This is a genomic window from Streptomyces sp. NBC_00258, assembly GCF_036182465.1.
GTDB lineage: Bacteria > Actinomycetota > Actinomycetes > Streptomycetales > Streptomycetaceae > Streptomyces.
This window is the reverse complement of sequence record NZ_CP108081.1, coordinates 10,946,099-10,964,216: the sequence shown is the minus strand read 5'-3', so window position 1 is coordinate 10,964,216 and position 18,118 is coordinate 10,946,099. Positions and strand designations below refer to the sequence as shown.

At 69.5% G+C, this 18,118-nt stretch carries 13 protein-coding genes; 6 read left to right on the top strand and 7 right to left on the bottom strand.

All coding sequences use genetic code 11. The annotated features are described in order from the left end of the window. Positions 1 to 18 precede the first annotated feature (18 nt). The 6 genes from OG718_RS48650 to OG718_RS48625 are packed head-to-tail and all read right to left on the bottom strand — an operon-like array spanning position 19 to position 8,017. On the bottom strand, positions 19 to 813 hold the full coding sequence (locus tag OG718_RS48650; protein ID WP_328847213.1) for an aminotransferase class IV: 795 nt from the start codon (positions 811 to 813) through the stop codon (positions 19 to 21). Between the two features lie 59 nt (positions 814 to 872). Continuing rightward, positions 873 to 2,051: an FAD-dependent monooxygenase gene (locus tag OG718_RS48645; protein WP_328847212.1), complete on the bottom strand. Its 1,179-nt coding sequence runs from the start codon at positions 2,049 to 2,051 to the stop codon at positions 873 to 875. A gap of 1 nt (position 2,052) precedes the next feature. Then, the gene (locus OG718_RS48640) at positions 2,053 to 3,645 is read right to left on the bottom strand and encodes a class I adenylate-forming enzyme family protein (RefSeq protein WP_328847211.1); all 1,593 of its coding nucleotides are present in this window, start codon (positions 3,643 to 3,645) and stop codon (positions 2,053 to 2,055) included. A gap of 41 nt (positions 3,646 to 3,686) precedes the next feature. Beyond that, positions 3,687 to 5,255 (bottom strand): AMP-binding protein, encoded by a 1,569-nt coding sequence (locus tag OG718_RS48635; RefSeq protein ID WP_143642526.1) that lies wholly within the window; start codon positions 5,253 to 5,255, stop codon positions 3,687 to 3,689. Continuing rightward, complete coding sequence (pabB, locus tag OG718_RS48630; protein WP_328847210.1) at positions 5,252 to 7,396, bottom strand: aminodeoxychorismate synthase component I; 2,145 nt, start codon at positions 7,394 to 7,396, stop codon at positions 5,252 to 5,254. The genes OG718_RS48635 and pabB overlap by 4 nt, the downstream gene beginning before the upstream one ends. Positions 7,397 to 7,420: 24 nt before the next feature. Then, positions 7,421 to 8,017: an antibiotic biosynthesis monooxygenase gene (locus tag OG718_RS48625; protein WP_143642528.1), complete on the bottom strand. Its 597-nt coding sequence runs from the start codon at positions 8,015 to 8,017 to the stop codon at positions 7,421 to 7,423. 270 nt (positions 8,018 to 8,287) lie between these two features. Between OG718_RS48625 and OG718_RS48620 the strand changes: the two genes are divergently transcribed. Beyond that, complete coding sequence (locus OG718_RS48620; RefSeq protein WP_328847209.1) at positions 8,288 to 9,079, top strand: DUF3050 domain-containing protein; 792 nt, start codon at positions 8,288 to 8,290, stop codon at positions 9,077 to 9,079. Between the two features lie 102 nt (positions 9,080 to 9,181). On the opposite strand, the gene OG718_RS48615 is transcribed toward OG718_RS48620, so the two are convergent. Further along, positions 9,182 to 10,258, bottom strand: coding sequence for a LacI family DNA-binding transcriptional regulator (locus tag OG718_RS48615; RefSeq protein WP_398939480.1), 1,077 nt, complete (start codon positions 10,256 to 10,258; stop codon positions 9,182 to 9,184). Positions 10,259 to 10,451: 193 nt separating this feature from the next. Here OG718_RS48615 and OG718_RS48610 point away from each other — a divergent pair, with 193 nt between their 5' ends. The 5 genes from OG718_RS48610 (at position 10,452) to OG718_RS48590 (ending at position 18,033) form a co-directional block, all read left to right on the top strand. Further along, complete coding sequence (locus OG718_RS48610) at positions 10,452 to 11,378, top strand: carbohydrate ABC transporter permease (protein WP_143642529.1); 927 nt, start codon at positions 10,452 to 10,454, stop codon at positions 11,376 to 11,378. 2 nt (positions 11,379 to 11,380) lie between these two features. After that, positions 11,381 to 12,328, top strand: coding sequence for a carbohydrate ABC transporter permease (locus tag OG718_RS48605; RefSeq protein ID WP_143642530.1), 948 nt, complete (start codon positions 11,381 to 11,383; stop codon positions 12,326 to 12,328). A 92-nt stretch (positions 12,329 to 12,420) separates the two neighbouring features. Next, complete coding sequence (locus tag OG718_RS48600) at positions 12,421 to 13,758, top strand: ABC transporter substrate-binding protein (RefSeq protein WP_143642531.1); 1,338 nt, start codon at positions 12,421 to 12,423, stop codon at positions 13,756 to 13,758. 69 nt (positions 13,759 to 13,827) lie between these two features. Beyond that, entirely contained in the window at positions 13,828 to 15,870 is a 2,043-nt protein-coding gene (locus OG718_RS48595) for a beta-galactosidase (RefSeq protein WP_328847208.1), read from the top strand. Positions 15,871 to 15,990: 120 nt separating this feature from the next. Beyond that, positions 15,991 to 18,033, top strand: a complete 2,043-nt coding sequence (locus OG718_RS48590) for a glycoside hydrolase (protein WP_328847207.1) — start codon at positions 15,991 to 15,993, stop codon at positions 18,031 to 18,033. The last annotated feature ends 85 nt before the right edge of the window (positions 18,034 to 18,118 follow it).

The window sequence follows — 18,118 nt, the reverse complement described above, 5'->3', positions numbered from 1 at the left end:
TATCGGATCAGGATCGGATCAGGCAGCCGGCAGGGGCTCCATCAGGCCGTCGAGCCATTCCCGCCATTCCTTGGCGAAGAGGTCCTGACCCACTTCCATCGGCCGGCCTTCCCAGCCGATCACGGGCCGGATTCCGTGCAGGGCGTTCACCAGCCACACCTCCCGCCCGGCGAGCTGCTCCAGGGTCCGCTCGCGGTGGGCCATCCGGATCCCGCCGTGGACGGCCCGCTCCTGGATGAGGGCCGTGGTGACACCGGCGAGGATCGGCAGTTGCTGCGGGGGCAGGCACAGGGTGTCGTCCTCCCACCACAGCAAGCTGGAGGTCGCCCCCTCCAGCACCAGGCCCGAGGGGGCGATCAGTACGGCCTCCTCCGCGCCCTGTCCCCTCGCCCGCTGCCGAACCCGGGCCAGCACGTCCAGGTCCGGTCCCTTGCGGCGCGGCACGGTTCTCGGGTCCGGCTGGCCGGCCGCCCACACCCGTACCTCCGGAGCGATCGGCGGTGCGTACCTCAGGAGCAGCCGCAACTGGAGGGAGCCGGCCACGAGTTCGACGCGCGGGAACCATGATCCCGTACGGGGCAGCGCGGCGATCATGTCCCGCCAGAACTCGTCGAGTTGATCGGGGGACGGACCTCCGCAGTCGCCGCAGGCCCGCAGGAACCGCTCGCGGTGCCGGTCGAGTCCGCGCACCTGGCCGTCCCTGACCAGCCAGGAGTCCGCGACCAGCAGCTGGGTGTCGGCCGCCAGGCCGGCGATCAGCCCACGGCCGGGCATCCACGCCAACAGTCCCTCTGCGGTTGCCGGTTGTGTCATCAAGAAACTTTCTCCTCTCAGTACGTCCGTCGGTACGTCCGGTGCTTCAGGTGCTCCGGTCAGTACTTCCGGCCGGCGCTCGCCGGTGATCCGTGCCTGGGGCCGTACGGTGCGTGTTCCAACCAGGCCCCGCACCAGGGCAGTACGGGTGCCAGGGCCGCCGCGGCCCACTGTTTCGCCCGTACGGTCCGACGGCTGGGCCGCAGATGGTCCAGTGCAGTGCCGGCCGCCGCGCTGTTGAAATGGGCCGCCGTCCGCCGGGCCGCCGCGAACTCCGCGACCGCCTCCGTGGTGCCGGCGGCCACGGCCGCCGCTGCCGCCGCCGCGTCCGCGATGCCGCTGTTCATGCCGCGGGCACCGAAGGGCGGAAAGAGGTGGGCCGCCTCGCCGACGAGGAGCACCCGGTGCTCATCGTCGGTGAAGGTCGCCGCGACCTTGCGGAGAAAGTGGTATGTCGACACCCACAGGATCCGGTCGGCGTACCCCTCCCCCACGACCGCGGGCAGCCATCGCCGTACCGCCTCCTCGGTGCCGTAGGACTCCTGCGCGTCGTCGTCATGGCACTGCAGGTCGACCTGGAAGCCGCCGGTGAACGGCACGCGCATGACGCTGCGGCCGCCGACACCCGGGTGCTCGTAGTGGAAGACCCGCTCCAGCGGCAGGTCGGCGCCAGGGATGTCGGACACGTCCACCACGACGTGGAAGCCCTCCGAACGGGTGCCCTCCATGGGGATGTCCAGCTCCCGCCGGACCGCCGAGCGGGCACCGTCGGCGGCGATGACATGGGTGCCCGTCCAGCCGCGTCCGTCCTCGCTGCTCACCGCGACCCCGGAGTCGGTGACCTTGACGCCCGTCACGCGCGCGTCCCACGCGAAGTCCACCCCGGCCGACTCGCAGGCCGCGAGCAGGAACCGCTCGGTGTCCACCTGCCGCAGACTCGTGAAGGGGGGCGGGAAGGACGGCGGCGGGAACGTCCTGGCGTACACCTCGCGGCCCCGGTACAGGGTGCGTTTGGTCTGCCAGGTCCGTCCGTACGACGTGATGTGGGCGGCAAGACCGGGGCGCATCCCTTCGAGCAGTTGCAGGGTCTCCTTGTGGACGAACAGGGCGCGGCTGCCCGGCCGTTCGCGTCCCTGCGGGTCCGCTTCCACGAGGGTGACCGGGAGTCCGTGGGCGCGCAGGCCGAGTGCGGCCGACATTCCCACGGGCCCGGCGCCCACGACGATGACAGGGTTCACGTCAGGCGCCGCCGGGATGCTCGGTGGTGGCGGTCGCGCTCTCGGCGAGCATGCGGGTGATCTCCACCCGCTTGACCTTCCAGGTGGAGGTCATCGGCAGTTCGTCGAACCGCCACTGCCGTGGGCCGGCCATCCTGGGCAGGTCGACGGTGGCCTCGTGCCAGCGCCTGAGGTCGAGGGGCTGTTCGCCCCGGACGCACACCACCGGGACCGGCTCCCGGTCGACGCCGGGCACGATGACGACCTCGCGCAGTTCGTCGAGGCGGGACATCAGCGTGTCCTCGATCTCCAGGTTGCTGTGCACGGAGTCGATCTGGTCGATCTCACGGTCGATCAGATAGAGGGCGCCCCATCGGTTCCGATAGCCCATGTCGCCCATCTGCCACCAGCCGTCGCCCAGTTGACGGTCGTACTGGTCCTGGGCGCCGAGGTAGGTGAGGATCCGGCCCCTGGTGCGCGCCTCGATGCGGCCCGCTGTCCCGGGCTGGGTGCGCCGTCCCTCGCTGTCCGCGATCCGGACCCGGGTGAAGCCGGGGATGCCGATGCCAACGCGGCGGCCGTCCGCCCTGGCCGCGCTGCGGCGCGTGTACCACTGGAAGGCGACCGGGCCCGTCTCGCTCTGCCCGTACAGCTGCATCAGCCAGGGCGAGCGCCGGTTCGACGCGCCGAGCAGCCGCTGCACGGTGCGCGGGTGGATCGCGTCGAACGTGCTGCCGTACGAGCGGACGCGGGCCAGCGGTGCGCCGGGGGCGTCGGCCAACTCCTCCCAGAGTACGAAGGTGTTGGGGTGGGTCTCGACGATCCCGGGACGGTGCCGGGCGAGCAGCGGACCCGCGGCGGCGGGCTCGGGGTCGGTGATGAACAGCAGCGGGCTGCCGAAGTGCAGCAGTACGCCGAGCAGGTGGTAGAAGCGCGAGTGCACGAAGGACATGTGCAGGGCGGCCGTCTCGCCGCGGGTGGGCCAGCCCATGGCCTTCTGCGGTACGAGCCGGTTCCACATGGTGTTCGGGCAGTGCACGGCGAGCTTGGGGATGCCCGTCGTGCCCGAACTGTGGGTGATGAGCGCGGGTTCGCGCGGGTGCAGCCGGACGGGTCCGTGGGGCGGGGCTCCGGCGTACTTGTCCAGCGGGACCGCTCCGGGAGCGTCGTCCACGCTGAGGGTCTGCCGGACGAGCCGGGCGACCTCGATGTCCTTGAGCGGTCCGGTGAGCTTCGCCCGGTCGGTGAGCAGCCAGGGGTCGCGGAGCCGCTTCAGGAGCTGGCCGACGACAGGGCCCTGCAGGCCCGGTGAGAGCAGGACGGGGACGGCGCCGATCCGGGAGACGGCACAGGTCAGCAGGACGATGTCGACGTTGTCCGTCTTGTGGACGACGACCTGCTCGGAGGGCCGGACGCCGGCCTCCCACAGCCGCCCGGACAGGTCCTCGACGAGGGCGGCCAGGACCGGGTAGCTGAGGTCGAGACCGAGGTCGGGGTTGACGTCCAGCGGCCGGTCCAGGGTGACCGGGACGGCTCCGTGCCGGGCGGTGGCCTGCTGGAACATCGGGCCGAGGTAGAACCCACGATCGGAGAGCAGGGACTGCGGCTGTGGCATGGGCCCTTTCCTTTCTGGGGTGTTCGCGGTCACGGCCACGGTCACCACGCGCCCTGGCGTACGAGGTGGCGGCGGAGCTTGCCGGTCGGGGTGCGGGGCAGTGACGGCACGACGTGGACCGTTCTGGGGGCCTTGAAGGCGGCGAGGTGTTCGCGGGCCAGGCCGATGAGTTCGGACTCCAGGCCGGACCTGGTCGCTGCGAAGGTGGGGGCGGTCGAGGACGACACGCCGATGACGACGTAGGCCCGCAGAGCGGTCGCGCCGCGCTCGTCGGTGACGGCCGCCACGGCGACCTCGCGTACCGCCGGATGCTTGCGCAGCACGGCCTCCACCTCCAGTGGGGAGACGGTGATGCCGCCGACCAGCTCCATGTCGTCGGCCCGGCCCAAGTGACGGTAGGTACCGTCCGGTTCGCGCCGCGCGCGGTCCCGGGTGTTGAGCCAGCCGTCGACGAGGACGCGGTCCGTCTCCCCCGGCAGGTTCAGGTAGCCGGGGGTCAACGTCGGCCCCTTGACCCAGAGTTCGCCCTCCGAGCCGTCCGGCACCGGGTGTCCTGCGCGGTCGCGCAGTTCCACGTCGAAGCCGGGGACCGGGCGGCCGACCGTGCCGGGGGTGTTGGCGTCGAGGCTGTTGGCGCAGAAGGCGTGCCCTGCCTCTGTGGAGCCGATCTGTTCCAGGACGGGTGCGCCGAGCAGTTCGGTGACGCGCTCGCCGAGTCCGGCGGGCATGCCCTCACCGGCCGACACCGCCACGCGTACGGAGGCGAAGCAGGCGGCGTGTCCGTCGGCCCGGTCGGCGACCAGGGCCGCGTACGCGGAGGGGACGGAGTAGAGCAGGGTCACCCGGTGGCGGGCGACGAGTTCGTCCACCGCGGCGGGTGAGGGGCGCCGGTCGACCAGTACGGCGGAGGATCCCGAGAAGAGCGGGAAGACGAAGGCGTTGCCGAAGCCGTACGCGAAGAACATTTTCGACACCGAGAGGGTGACGTCGTCCGGGGTGATCCGCAGCAGCCGGTCGCCGATGAGTTCGTGGTACGTCCCGGGGTCGCCGTGGCAGTGCACAACTCCCTTGGGGGTGCCGGTCGTTCCGGAGGTGTACTGGATGTAGAGGGGGGTGCGTGGTCCGGCCGGGTGGGCGCCGGTGGTCGGCGGCGTGCTGCGGGTGAGTGCGACGAGCTGGTCGGCGCCCAGCCGGGTCCGCCCGGCGAACCGCTCCTCCAGTCCCGGCCCGGTCACGCACAGGGCGGCTCCGGCGTCCTCGGCCATGAACTCGTGGTCGGCCGAGGGCAGTTCGGGATTGACGAGGACCGCGACCGCGCCGAGCCGGGCGGTGGCCAGGAACGCCGTCACCCAGGCGAGGGAGTCGGGCAGCGCGAGCAGCACCCGGTCGCCGGGGCAGACACCGTGGTCGGCCAGCACGCCGGCCGCGCGGGCGGCGAGGTCGTGCACCTCGCCGTGGGTCCAGGCCCGGTGACCCTGGTGGAAGGCGGGCCGGTCGGTCCAGCCCTGGGCTTCGGCCAGCGCGGCCAGCCCGGAGGCCAGGTTCCCGGCCTCGGTCTCGGTGACACCGGCCGTGTCGGTGGGGCTCGGGGCGGAGGTCGTGGGCGTCATCGGATCTGCTCCTGCAGGGAGACCGGCTCGGCGGTCGTGGACTCGCGGTGGGCGCGTAACTGCGCGGCGGTCTTCAGCAGCATCTCGTCGTACTCCGCTTCGGGATCGGAGCCGAGGACGATGGCGCCGCCCGCTCCGAGGTGCATCCGTCCGCCGGTGAAGACGGCGGTGCGGATGACGATGTTGAGGTCGGCTCCGCCGCTGCAGCCGAGGTAGCCGACGGCGCCGGAGTAGACCCCGCGGGCGGCGGTCTCCAGTGAGTCGATGATCTCCATCGTGCGCAGCTTCGGCGCTCCGGTCATCGAGCCGCCGGGGAAGCAGGCGCGTACGCAGTCCACGGCTTCCGTGCCTTCGCGGAGGCGGCCCTCGACGGTGGAGACCAGCTGGTGCACGGTGGCGTAGGTCTCGGTGGCCATGAGGCGCGGCACCCGGACCGTTCCGGTCTCGCAGACCCGGCCCAGGTCGTTGCGGAGCAGGTCGACGATCATCAGGTTCTCGGCGCGGGTCTTGGCGTCCGCGGCGAGCGAGTCCCTCAGCCGGGCGTCCTCCTCCGGCCGGTCGCCGCGGGGCGCGGTGCCCTTGATGGGCTTGGCCTCGGCGACGCCGTCCCGGGTGATCCGCAGGAAGCGTTCGGGGGACGCGCCGGCCACCGCCAGATCACCGAACTGCAGGAAGGCCGCGTAGGGCGCCGGGTTGATGCGCCGGAGCACCCGGTAGTAGGCCAACGGGTCGGGCGGCGCGGGTAATTCGGCGGCGTTGGTCAGACAGATCTCGTAGCTGGTGCCGGCGTTCAACTCGCGCTTGCACGCCTCGATGTCGGCGAGGTAGGTCGCGCGGTCGCGCACCAGCCAGGGTTCGGCGGCGTGCAGATCGGGCTCGGACGCGGTCGGCGGGGTCACGGTGGGCCCTGCGGCCGACACGAAGCTCAGCTGCGCCACCGCGCTGTCGAGCCAGTCGGCGGCGTCCCGCGTGCCCTGCGGGGTGTTCTCCGCCAGACAGACCGCGTAGGTGAAGCCGTTCTGGTGGTCGACCGCGATCAGCCGGTCGGCGAAGAGCCAGGAGGCGTCCGGGGTCTCTGCCCGGTGCCGGTTCGGCGAGCCGCAGTCGGCCTTGAGCTCGTATCCGAAGTAGCCGACGTATCCGCCGGTGAAGTCGAAGGGCAGCTCACCGGCGTCCACCCGGCGGGTCGCCAACTGCCGCTTCAGATGGTCGAAGACGCTGGCCTGCACCTTGCGCGGGGGCCGCCCGGGCCGCTCGACCTCACAGACACCGGAATCGACGTCGTAGCGTACGAACTCGGCCAGCGGACCGGTGCCGTCGCCGAAGAACGAGAAGCGGGACTGCCCCTCCTCGACCCGCGAGCTGTCCAGCCAGAACGCCCTGGGTGCGTCGGCGCACATCCGCGTGAAGGCGGTCTCGGTGTCCACGGCGGTCGCGATCCGGCGGGTGTGCAGCCGGTAGCCGACGGGCGCGGAGCGTCGGGGGCGAGGTACGAACGCCTTGGCGGCGCCTGCGGTACGGGACTCCCGTGTACGGCACTTGGTCAGGCGGACCCCTCGGCTGCGCGCCGCCGTGAGGCTGCGGAAGTTCAGGAACAGCCGGTGGCCGTACTCGGTGAGGATCGACTCGGGGTGGAACTGCACACCCCACAGCGGCCGGGTGCGGTGCCGCAGCCCCATCAGGACGCCGTCCTCGGCCCAGGCGGTGCCCTTGAGGCTCGCCGGCAGCGGTTCCCGTACGGACAGCGAGTGGTAGCGGACCGCTGTGAAGTCCTGCGGGAGTCCGCTGAACAGGCCCTCGCCCGTGTGCCGGATTCTGGAGAGATGGCCGTGCCGGGGCTCCGGTGCGGCCATCACCCGGGCACTCTCGCCGGCCGCGATGCCCTGGTGTCCGAGGCAGACGCCGAGGACGGGGATCGAGGACTCGGCGAGCACCGTGGCGCTGATGCCGAAGTCGCGTGCCCGATCGGGGTGTCCCGGTCCCGGGGACACCACGACGTTGTCGAACCCCCGGAGGTCCGGAAGATCGTCGGCCGAGGCGTCATTGAGGATCACCACCGGCTCCTGGCCGTTGACCTCGGCAATCAGCTGGAACAGGTTGTATGTGTACGAGTCATAGTTGTCGATGAGCAGGGTCTTCACCCGCCCACCCCCCTTTGGTCGTTCTCAGCCTTGTGCAGCCCGTCGTTTGTGCCGTCCACGGATTGCCTGCAGCGGCGGGTACAGCCATTTCTTGAAGAAACGCTGCAGCCGCGGCATGAGAATCCACGTGACAATGGCCGTCACGGCCAGGCAGAGGAACAAGGTGCGGATGAGAGGGTTGAAGTCACCGAGATAAGGAAGCACAAGCAAATTGAATATGAGTACAGGAGGGAAGACCGCGCTCATATTCACGAACCATAACTTCCACTTCGGTGGCGGACGTGGTGCCGCCGCGGTCGCGGAAGGGGTTTCGGTCAGGGACTCGAACCATGCCTTCGAGCCCTGCACGGTCCGTCGGCCCGTCTCACGGGCCAGCATCTCCCCACGAGCCTGCCACTCGGCCCGCTCGACCGAGTTGTCCCAGGCCAGGGCGGAACCTTCACTGGTGAAGCGGTAGACCACATGCCACTCCGCCTCTCCGTCGACAAGTACACCACCGCCGAGAAAGCCCGGTTCCTGCGCGGTCGCACGCAGCACACCCCACCCCCAGGAGTGGAACTCGGCCTCGCGGCCCGGTACCACTCGATACGCGACGGTGACGGTAACGGGATTCCTGGTCACGCCTCCGAATACGGAAAGGCAACACCTGATGTTCAACTCTCAACGGAGTTTTTGCGTGCAGCCGGGAAAGCAGCACTTTGTCACCCTTGCATCCATCTTGATGGCTTTTGCCGTGCCGTACTTCGGGTAACATTTGCGAATTCCTGAAACCGCTTGCCGGGTTCTCGAACAAAGCGGCACCATCGGTCTCGGGGGCACCGTTCGCCGGCGACGTGAAGAGCCGAACGTCGAGCCGAATAAGCCGGATCTGAAAGAGCAAGAAGGAGACCCATGTCCAGGTACGACTGGAGCATGACCCACCAGGGAATCGACCGGGCGCGCGCCGAGATCGAACCGGCCAGAAAAGAAGTGACCGCCCATCCGATTTACCAGCGGATAAGCACCCGGGAGGACATGGCGACCTTCATGGAGCACCACGTCTTCGCCGTGTGGGACTTCATGTCGCTGCTGAAGTCCCTCCAGCGGGAGCTGACGTGTGTGGACGTCCCCTGGGTGCCGCGCGGCTCGCAGGTGAGCCGGCGGCTCATCAACGACATCGTGCTGGTGGAGGAGAGCGACGAGCTGGACGGCGGCTTCACCAGCCACTTCGAGCTCTATCGGGGCGGCATGGTCGAGGCGGGGGCGGACACCTCACGCCTGGACACGTTCCTCGCGCTGCTCGGGGAGGGCCACGACGTGCAGGCGGCGCTGCGGGCCGCCCGAGTACCCGGCCCCGCGGCCGAGTTCGTCACCACGACGTTCGGGATCATCCTCGACAGGCCCCTGCACTGCCAGGCGGCGGCCTTCGCCTTCTCCCGGGAGGACCTCATCCCGGACATGTTCGACCAGGTGATCAAGAAGGAGGGTTCCGACCGGTTCCCGATCTTCTGCGACTACCTCGCCCGGCACATCGAGGTGGACGGCGAGGAGCACACACCCATGGCGATGGCCATGGTGGCGGACCTCTGCGGCGACGACGACACCCGCTGGAAGGAAGCCGCGGAGACGGCGACCCTCGCACTGGAGGCCAGGTCCCGCCTCTGGGACGCGATCGTGGAGGCCATGGAGCAGCCGGACAACTGATCCGGCCGGCGGCTCCCCCGGGCCGCCCCAAAGGGGCGCGGGGAACTGCGCGACCGGCCACGACGCACCCGCAGGCGACGCTCAACCCGCCCCGCGGCGCGCTCAACGCCCCCGCGGAGCCGCCGTACTGTCACGCACCACGAGCCGCGTAGGCACGAGCGTGGTCCCGTGCTCCGCCGCGTCGTGGCGCATCTGCCGCAGCACCCCCTCGACACAGCGCCGCCCCACCTCGGCGAAGTCCTGGTGGACGGTGGTCAGGGGAGGCAGGAAGGAGCCCGCCTCGGGGATGTCGTCGAAGCCGATGACGCTGACGTCGTCGGGCACGTACCGGCCCTGTTCGTGCAGGGCCCGCAGCAGGCCCAGCGCCATCTGGTCGTTGGCCGCGAACACCGCCGTGCAGTCCTGCTGTGCGGCGAGTTCGAGGCCGGCCCGGTAGCCGGACTCGGCCGACCAGTCGCCGCGAACCAGCGGCGGCGCCGTGCAGCCCGCCTCGGTGAGTTCGGCACGCCAGGCGTCGGCGCGGCGCTGGGCCGCGAAGGACTCCTCCGGCCCGGCCAGGTGCCAGACGGTCTCGTGGCCGAGGTCGAGCAGATACCGCACCGCGGCGCGGGTCCCGCCGGCCTGGTCGGTGTCGACCACGGTGTAGCGGTCGCCGGCGTCCGAGTCGGCCACGACGACCTGGATGTGGGGCGGCAGGGTGATGGCCACCGCGTCGAGCAGATGCACCTCGAGGATGACGATGACGGCGTCGACGGCCAGCTCCCCCAGCCGGGAGAACGCACCGCGCACCTCGTCCTGCGTGGGAACGGCGACGGGCAGCAGCGTGACGGCGTACCCCTCGTGCGCAGCCGAGGTGGCGATCGCCTCCAGCGTGCGCACATTGCCCGTGGTGGAGAGGCCGAAGGTGATGACGCCTATGGTCCGGAACTCGCCGCGCTTGAGCGCCCTGGCGGCGCTGTTGGGCCGGTAGCCCAGTTCCTGCATGGCCGCCAGCACCTGCTGCCGGGTCTCCTCGTTCACGCCCGCGTAACCGTTCGACACTCGCGAGACTGTCTGCGAGGAGACGCCCGCCAGTCGGGCGACATCCGCCATGGACGCGCTCTGCGTCCGGCGGGCCCGTTTTCCGGCACGTGCCGACGCCTTCGGCCTGCTCACCGAGGCGCTGTCCGCTGTGTCCACCCGTCTCCCTCGCTGTCCGAGCCGCAGTTTCCTCAAATGACCCTTGACCACCGTCAACGGGGCAGTGTAGACATGCCGCCATCAGATGTTTACGTAAACATAACAGGCCACGACCTGCTTCGGGACTGGATGTTTACGCAAACATCAGCGGCGCACGACGCCGGGTTCGCGAGAGGGACGAGCGAGGAACGACATGACGACGCTACAACCGCCGGCGGCAGCCAAGCGGCGCCCGGACCGGCCTCCGGCGAAACGGGACCGCCGCTCCTGGACGGGGTGGGGTTTCATCGGTCCCTTCGTGGCCGTGTTCGCCCTCGTCTTCCTGGCACCGATCGTGTACTCGATCTACCTCAGCCTGTTCCGGGACCAGCTGATCGGCGGCACCACCTTCGTCGGCCTGGACAACTACACACAGGCCCTCAAGGACGAGCAGTTCTGGGACTCGCTCGCACGGGTCTCGCTCTTCCTGGCCGTACAGGTCCCGATCATGCTCGGCATCGCCCTGCTGATCGCCCTCGCGCTGGACAGCGGACGCCTGTACGGCAAGGACTTCTTCCGCATCGTGATCTTCCTGCCGTACGCCGTGCCCGCCGTGGTCGCCACCCTGATGTGGGGCTTCATGTACGGCACGAAGTACGGACTGGTGGGCGACATCAACTCGGCCTTCGACGTCACCCTGCCCGACCCGCTCTCGTCCGACCTGGTCCTAGCGTCGATCGGCAACATCGTCACCTGGGAGTTCATCGGCTACAACATGCTGATCTTCTACTCCGCGCTACGGGTCATCCCCAACTCGCTCTACGAGGCCGCGGAGATCGACGGCGCCGGGCAGTTCCGGGTCATCACCGCCATCAAGCTCCCCGCCATCCGCGGCGCCCTGGTCATCGCGACGATCTTCTCGATCATCGGCAGCTTCCAGCTCTTCAACGAGCCGGCCATCCTGCGGCCGCTGGCGCGCAACGCCATCACGACGGACTTCACCCCGAACTTCTACACGTACTCGCTGTCCTTCAACGGCCAGCAGCACAACTACTCCGCGGCGGTCGCCATCATCATGGGCCTGATCACCATGGTCATCGCCTATGTCGTGCAGCTCCGCGGCATGCGCAAGGGAGCGTGAACATGAGCAGCTCCGTCACCACCGCCTCCCAGCCCGCACCCGCTCAGAACTCCGGCGGATCCAAGGGCGCGCCCCGTCTGCGCACGCGCAAGGGGCATGTTCCCGGGCGCCCCAAGCGCAGTGTGCTCCTGACCGTCCTCACCGGCCTGGTCCTGCTCTACACCGTGGTGCCCCTGGTGTGGCTGGTCATCAGCGCCACCAAGACCCAGGAAGGGCTCGGCGACTCGTCCGGGCTGTGGTTCAGCAACGACTTCGCCCTCTGGGACAACATCAGTGAGACGTTCTCGTACCACGACGGCATCTTCGTCCGCTGGCTCCTGAACACCCTGTTGTACGTGGTGCTCGGTGCCGGTGGCGCCACCCTCCTGGCGATCCTGGGCGGCTACGCGCTGGCGAAGTTCACCTTCCCCGGCAAGCGCGCCGTGTTCGCCGTGGTCATCGGTGCCGTCGCCGTACCGGGCACCGCGCTGGCGGTGCCCACCTTCCTGATGTTCAGCAAGATGGGGCTCACCGACACCCCGTGGGCGGTGATCATCCCCTCGCTGGTCTCGCCGTTCGGCCTGTATCTGATGTGGGTCTTCGCCACCGAGGCGATCCCCAACGAACTGATGGAGGCCGCCCGGATCGACGGAGCGGGCGAGGTGCGCACCTTCTTCCAGGTGGCCCTGCCGCTGCTCGCCCCCGGCACCGTGACCGTGCTGCTGTTCACCACGGTCGCCACCTGGAACAACTACTTCCTGCCGTTGATCATGCTCAAGGACCCGGACTGGTATCCCCTGACCCTGGGTCTGGACTCCTGGAACAACCAGGCCCAGACGATCGGTGGTGACGTGATCTTCAACCTGGTGATCACCGGGTCGCTGCTCACCATCATCCCGCTGATCGCCGCGTTCCTGCTGCTGCAGAGGTTCTGGCAGTCCGGGCTGGCCGCCGGAAGCGTCAAGGAGTGACCCCGCTCTCAAGGCCCCCTCAGTCCCACCTCTTTCACCGTCATCTCCTCACCCTCACCCTGTCCCACCCACGAAGAAGTGGAAGCACCTCCATGCGCAGAACCACACGCCGCCTGATGCGCGGCCTCGCCGTCCTCTCCGTCCTCGCCCTGGGCGCGACCGCCTGCGGCGGCTCCGACGACGACAGCTCCGGCCAGAAGCCGGTCTCCGCCGACGACATCCAGGCGGCCCTCAAGAAGGGCGGCTCGGTCACGGTCTGGGCCTGGGAGCCCACGCTCAAGTCGGTCGCCGCCGACTTCCAGAAGAAGTACCCCAAGGTCAAGATCAACCTCGTCGGCGAGCGGTCCGGCGACAAGCACTACACGGCGCTGTCGAACGCCATCTCGGCCAAGAAGGGCGTCCCGGACGTCGCGCAGGTCGAGTACTTCGCGCTGAGCCAGTACGCCCTCACCAAGGGCCTCAGCGACCTGGCCCCGTTCGGCGCCGACAAGCTCAAGTCCAAGTACACCCCCGGCCCGTGGAACGCCGTGAGCGAGGGTGACAAGGTCTACGGCCTGCCGATGGACTCCGGCCCGATGGCGATGTTCTACAACAAGAAGGTCTTCGACAAGTACAAGATCGCCGTCCCCACCACCTGGGACGAGTACGTCGAGGCGGCGCGCAAGCTGCACAAGGCCGACCCCAAGGTCTACATCGCCAACGACGCCGGCGACGCCGGCTTCACCACCAGCATGCTGTGGCAGGCCGGTTCGCGTCCCTACAAGGTCGACGGCACCAAGGTGTCGGTCAACTTCGACGACGCGGGCGCCAAGAAGTACACGGACACCTGGCAGCAGCTGATCGACGAGAAGCTCGTCTCGCCCATCAACGGCTGGACCGACGACTGGTACAAGGGCCTGGGCGACGGCACCATCGCCACCCTGACCACCGGTGCCTGGATGCCCGCCAACTTCGTGACCGGTGTGCCGAACGCCGCCGGTGACTGGCGCGCGGCGCCGATGCCGGCCTGGACCAAGGGCGACAAGGCGACCGCTGAGAACGGCGGCAGCTCCCTGGCCCTGCCCGAGCTGGGCAAGAACAAGGAACTCGCCTACGCCTTCGTCGAGTACGCGAACTCCGGTGACGGTGTCGCGACCCGCATCAAGGAGGGCGCCTTCCCGGCGACCACCGCGGAGCTCCAGGACAGCGCGTTCCAGAACAAGGAGTTCGAGTACTTCGGCGGCCAGAAGGCCAACAAGATCTTCGCCGAGTCGGCGGCCAACGTCGCCTCCGACTGGTCGTACCTGCCCTTCCAGCAGTACGCCAACTCGATCTTCAACGACACCGTCGGCAAGGCCTACGTCGGCAACACCAAGCTCTCCGCCGGCCTGAAGTCCTGGCAGGACGCCTCCATCAAGTACGGCAAGGAACAGGGCTTCACCGTCAACTAGTTCGACCACCGTCGACCAGTTCGACACCCGACCCCATGCCGCCTCTTGTGCCACACCGGAAGGACCACGATGATCTCCACCCTCCTGTCCCAGCTGAACGGGCCGGACGGTGACTCCACCCCACGCCTCGCGTACGGCGCCGACTACAACCCCGAGCAGTGGCCTCGCGAGGTGTGGGAGGAGGACGTACGGCTGATGCGTGAGGCCGGCGTCAACCTGGTCTCCGTGGGGATCTTCTCCTGGGCCCGCATCCAGCCGGCCCGGGACCAGTGGGACTTCGGCTGGCTCGACGAGATCATGGGCCTGCTGCACGCGGGCGGCATCGGGGTCGACCTGGCCACCGCCACCGCGTCCCCGCCGCCCTGGCTCACCACGGCGCACCCGGAGATCCTTCCGGTGACCGCCTCCGGTGAGACGGTGTGGCCGGGGGCGCGGCAGCACTGGCGGCCCACCTCGCCCGTCTTCCGCGACCACGCGCTGCGTCTGGTGCGGACGATGGCCGAACGGTACGCGGACCATCCCGCGCTGGTGGCCTGGCACATATCCAACGAGCTGGGCTGCCACAACATCTACGACTACTCGGACGACGCGGCCCGTGCCTTCCGCGACTGGCTGCGCGACCGGTACACCACCCTCGACGCCCTCAACCACGCCTGGGGCACGGCCTTCTGGTCGCAGCGCTACAGCGACTGGGAGCAGATCCTGCCGCCCCGGCTGGCCGCCTCCCACCCGAACCCCACGCAGCAGCTGGACTTCAAGCGCTTCTCCTCCGACGCGCTGAAGGAGTACCTGCGCGCGGAGCGGGACGTGCTGCGGGAGATCACGCCGGACGTGCCGGTCACCACCAACTTCATGGTGATGGGCAACACCAAGGGCATGAACTACCCGGACTGGGCGGGCGAGATCGACTTCGTCTCCAACGACCACTACGTCCACCCGGGCCCGCAGGACCGCGACGAGCTGTCCTTCTCCGCGAACCTCACCAGCGGCATCGCGAGCGGCCGCCCGTGGTTCCTCATGGAGCACTCCACGAGCGCCGTCAACTGGCAGCCCGTCAACGTGGCCAAGCGGCCGGGCGACCTGGCCCGGGACTCGCTGCTGCACGTCGCGCACGGCGCCGACGCCGTGTGCTACTTCCAGTGGCGCCAGTCCGCGGCCGGCGCCGAGAAGTACCACTCCGCGATGGTGCCGCACGCCGGTGCCGACAGCGAGGTCTTCCGCGCGGTCACCGCCCTCGGCCGGACGCTCAAGGCCCTGGCCCCGGTCGCGGGCACCGAGCGCGAGCCCTCCCGCGTCGGGATCGTCTACGACTGGGATTCGTGGTGGGCGAGCGAGCAGGACTCCCACCCGACCGCCCTGCTCGACTACCGCCAGGAGGCGCTGGACTGGTACTCCGCCCTCCTCGCCCTCGGCGTCCGGGCCGACGTCGTCACCACCACGGCCGACCTCGACCGCTACGACCTGCTGATCGCACCCGTGCTGCACGTGATCCCGGCGCCGCTGGCCAAGGAGCTCACGCGGTACGTCGAGACCGGCGGCCATCTGGTCACCACGTACTTCTCCGGTGTCGTCGACGAGAACGACCACATCTGGCTCGGCGGTCATCCGGGAGCGCTGCGCGATCTCCTCGGCATCCGTATCGAGGAGTTCGGGCCGCTGCTCGACGGCGACAGCGTCGACCTGGACGGTGCCGGCACGGGCACCCTGTGGACCGACCGGATCACCGTCACCGACCCCGCGGTGGAGGTGCTGGCCCACTACCGCACCGGTACGTACGCGGGCATGCCCGCCGTCACCCGCCGCGCCGCGGGGCAGGGCTCGGCCTCGTACGTCTCCACCCGGCTCGGCGTCGACGGGCTGGCCGGTCTGCTGCCGGGGCTGCTCGGCCCGGCGGGCGTGCAGAGCGAACTGCCCGCCGACGCACGGGGATCGGTCGAGCAGACGGTACGCCGTGGACCCGACGGCCGTTTCCTGTTCCTGGTCAACCGGACCGACGACACGGTGCCGCTGACCGGCCTCGCGGGAGAGGTCCTGGTCGGCGACACCGACGCCGAGGGCGGTCTCGTCCTCGGGCCCAGGGACGTCGCCGTGGTGCGACAGCCCGCCACCTGACGCACTCACCCGCACACCGACGACTCCTCGAACGTCGCCGCACCCGTTCGAGGGCCATCCCTCCTGCCCGACGGGCGGGAGGTCGACCGCAGCTACCACCACCGCAGTTGGGAGCACACGATGGCACGCCGCACCCGCAACAGACGGCTCCTCGGAGCCGCCGGCCTCACCGCACTGGCCACCGGGGCCGCCCTGGTCTCCGCCCCGTCGTCCACCGCACAGGTCACGGCGGCGGACACCGCCGTCACCGTGCGGCCCGATCCCTCGTACGAGCAGGAGAAGTTCGAGGGCTGGGGCACCAGCCTCGTCTGGTTCGCCAACGCCACCGGCGACTACCCCAAGGAGATACGCGAGAAGCTCGCCAAGCTCCTCTTCGGCAACGACGGTCTGGCGCTGAACATCGCCCGCTACAACATCGGCGGTGGCAACGCCCCGGACGTCAAGGACTACCTGCGCGCCGGAGGTGCCGTCGAGGGCTGGTGGAAGGCTCCGGCCGGCACCACCCGCGAGGACACCGACTGGTGGAGCGCCGACGACCCGGCGGACTGGAACAAGAACGCCGACGCGACCCAGCGCTGGTGGGTCGACCACATCAAGGACGACATCGACCACTGGGAGACGTTCAGCAACTCCCCGCCGTGGTTCATGACGAAGAGCGGCTACGTCTCCGGCGGGTTCAACGCCACCGACGACCAGCTCAAGACCGAGTCGGTCGACGACTTCGCCGCCTACATGGCGGGGGCGACCAAGCGGCTGGAGAAGGCCGAGGGCATCAAGGTCGACACGATCGACCCCTTCAACGAGCCCAACACCAACTACTGGAGCACCCGCCTGGGCGCCGACGGCGAGCCCGTCGGCGGCCGCCAGGAAGGGGCGCACATCGGCCCCGAGCTCCAGCAGAAGGTCATCAAGGCCCTGGCCCCGGCGCTGAAGAAGGCGAAGACCAAGGCCGAGATCTCCGCGATGGACGAGACCAACCCGTCCATCTTCTCGACGAACTGGAACACCTACCCGCAGGAAGTGCGGGACCTCGTCGACCAGATGAACGTCCACACCTACGGCACCGGCCAGCGCACCACCGTGCGCGACCTCGCCAAGGCGGCCGACAAGCCGCTGTGGCAGAGCGAGGTCGAGGGCGACTGGGGCGACGGCCAGAGCTTCACGGACATGCGGCCGGGCCTCGGTCTCGCCCAGCGCATCGTCGACGACCTGCGTGAACTGGAGCCCAAGGCCTGGGTGTTCTGGCAGCCCGTCGAGGACTACGACAACATGAAGCCGGGCGGCGAGTCGGCCAAGGGCGGCAACTGGGGCAGCATCCAGCTCCCGTTCAGCTGCACCTCGAAGGACACCCTCAAGTCCTGCCCGATCTACACGAACACGAAGTTCGACACGGCCCGCAACTTCACGCACTACATCAAGCCCGGTGACCGGCTGATCAAGACCGACGACACCTCCAGCGCCGCCGCCGTCTCCAAGAAGGGCAACGGCGCGACGGTCGTCCACGTCAACAGCACCACCGACGCCCGCGCGGTCACCGTCGACCTGTCGAAGTTCGGCAAGGTCAGCCGCAGCGCCACCGTCACCCCGGTCGTGACCAGCGCCGACGGCAAGCTCGAACGCCACAGGGCCGTCAAGGTCAGTGACCGCAAGGCCACCTTCACGGTGCCCGCGCAGTCCGTGACCTCCTTCGTCGTCAAGGGCGTCTCGGGTGTCGCGAAGGACGCGGCCGAACTACGCAAGGGCCACTCCTACGAGCTGACCGGCGTCCAGAGCGGCAAGGCGCTCACCGTCGCCGACAACGGCACGGGCCTCGTCATCAGGACCTCCGCGGGAGACGCGGCCGGCCAGGAGTGGAAGCTGCGGCAGATCTCCGGTGACACCGGCAACCGGCAGCGGTACGTCTTCACCAACCCGGTGGAGGGCAAGCGCCTGGCGGTCCGTGACGGCGCCCCGGTCCTGGAGGCCGACTCCGGCCCCCGCGACAAGGCCACCCAGTGGATCATGTCGTCCACCGGCGACGGCACCTGGACCCTCGTCAACGCGGCCACCGGACGGCTTCTGGAGGTCGGCGGCCAGGCCACGAACGACGGGGCCGCCGTCACGCTGTGGACGCCGAACTCCGGCTCCAACCAGCGCTGGAAGGTCACGGACGTGACCGACTAGGACCGGCCGCCGCCCCCGGCGGGCGTCCGGACGCACCCTCTGTCGCACACCTCTGTGCCCGCCGTCGCGAACGGCGGGCACAGAG

Coding starts and splice junctions, on each gene's coding strand:
- OG718_RS48650 (WP_328847213.1), bottom strand. CDS start 813: ATGACACAACCGGCAACCGCAGAGGGACTGTTGGCGTGGATGCCCGGC.
- OG718_RS48610 (WP_143642529.1), top strand. CDS start 10,452: ATGACGACGCTACAACCGCCGGCGGCAGCCAAGCGGCGCCCGGACCGG.
- OG718_RS48640 (WP_328847211.1), bottom strand. CDS start 3,645: ATGCCACAGCCGCAGTCCCTGCTCTCCGATCGTGGGTTCTACCTCGGC.
- OG718_RS48600 (WP_143642531.1), top strand. CDS start 12,421: ATGCGCAGAACCACACGCCGCCTGATGCGCGGCCTCGCCGTCCTCTCC.
- OG718_RS48635 (WP_143642526.1), bottom strand. CDS start 5,255: ATGACGCCCACGACCTCCGCCCCGAGCCCCACCGACACGGCCGGTGTC.
- OG718_RS48595 (WP_328847208.1), top strand. CDS start 13,828: ATGATCTCCACCCTCCTGTCCCAGCTGAACGGGCCGGACGGTGACTCC.
- OG718_RS48590 (WP_328847207.1), top strand. CDS start 15,991: ATGGCACGCCGCACCCGCAACAGACGGCTCCTCGGAGCCGCCGGCCTC.
- OG718_RS48605 (WP_143642530.1), top strand. CDS start 11,381: ATGAGCAGCTCCGTCACCACCGCCTCCCAGCCCGCACCCGCTCAGAAC.
- OG718_RS48620 (WP_328847209.1), top strand. CDS start 8,288: ATGTCCAGGTACGACTGGAGCATGACCCACCAGGGAATCGACCGGGCG.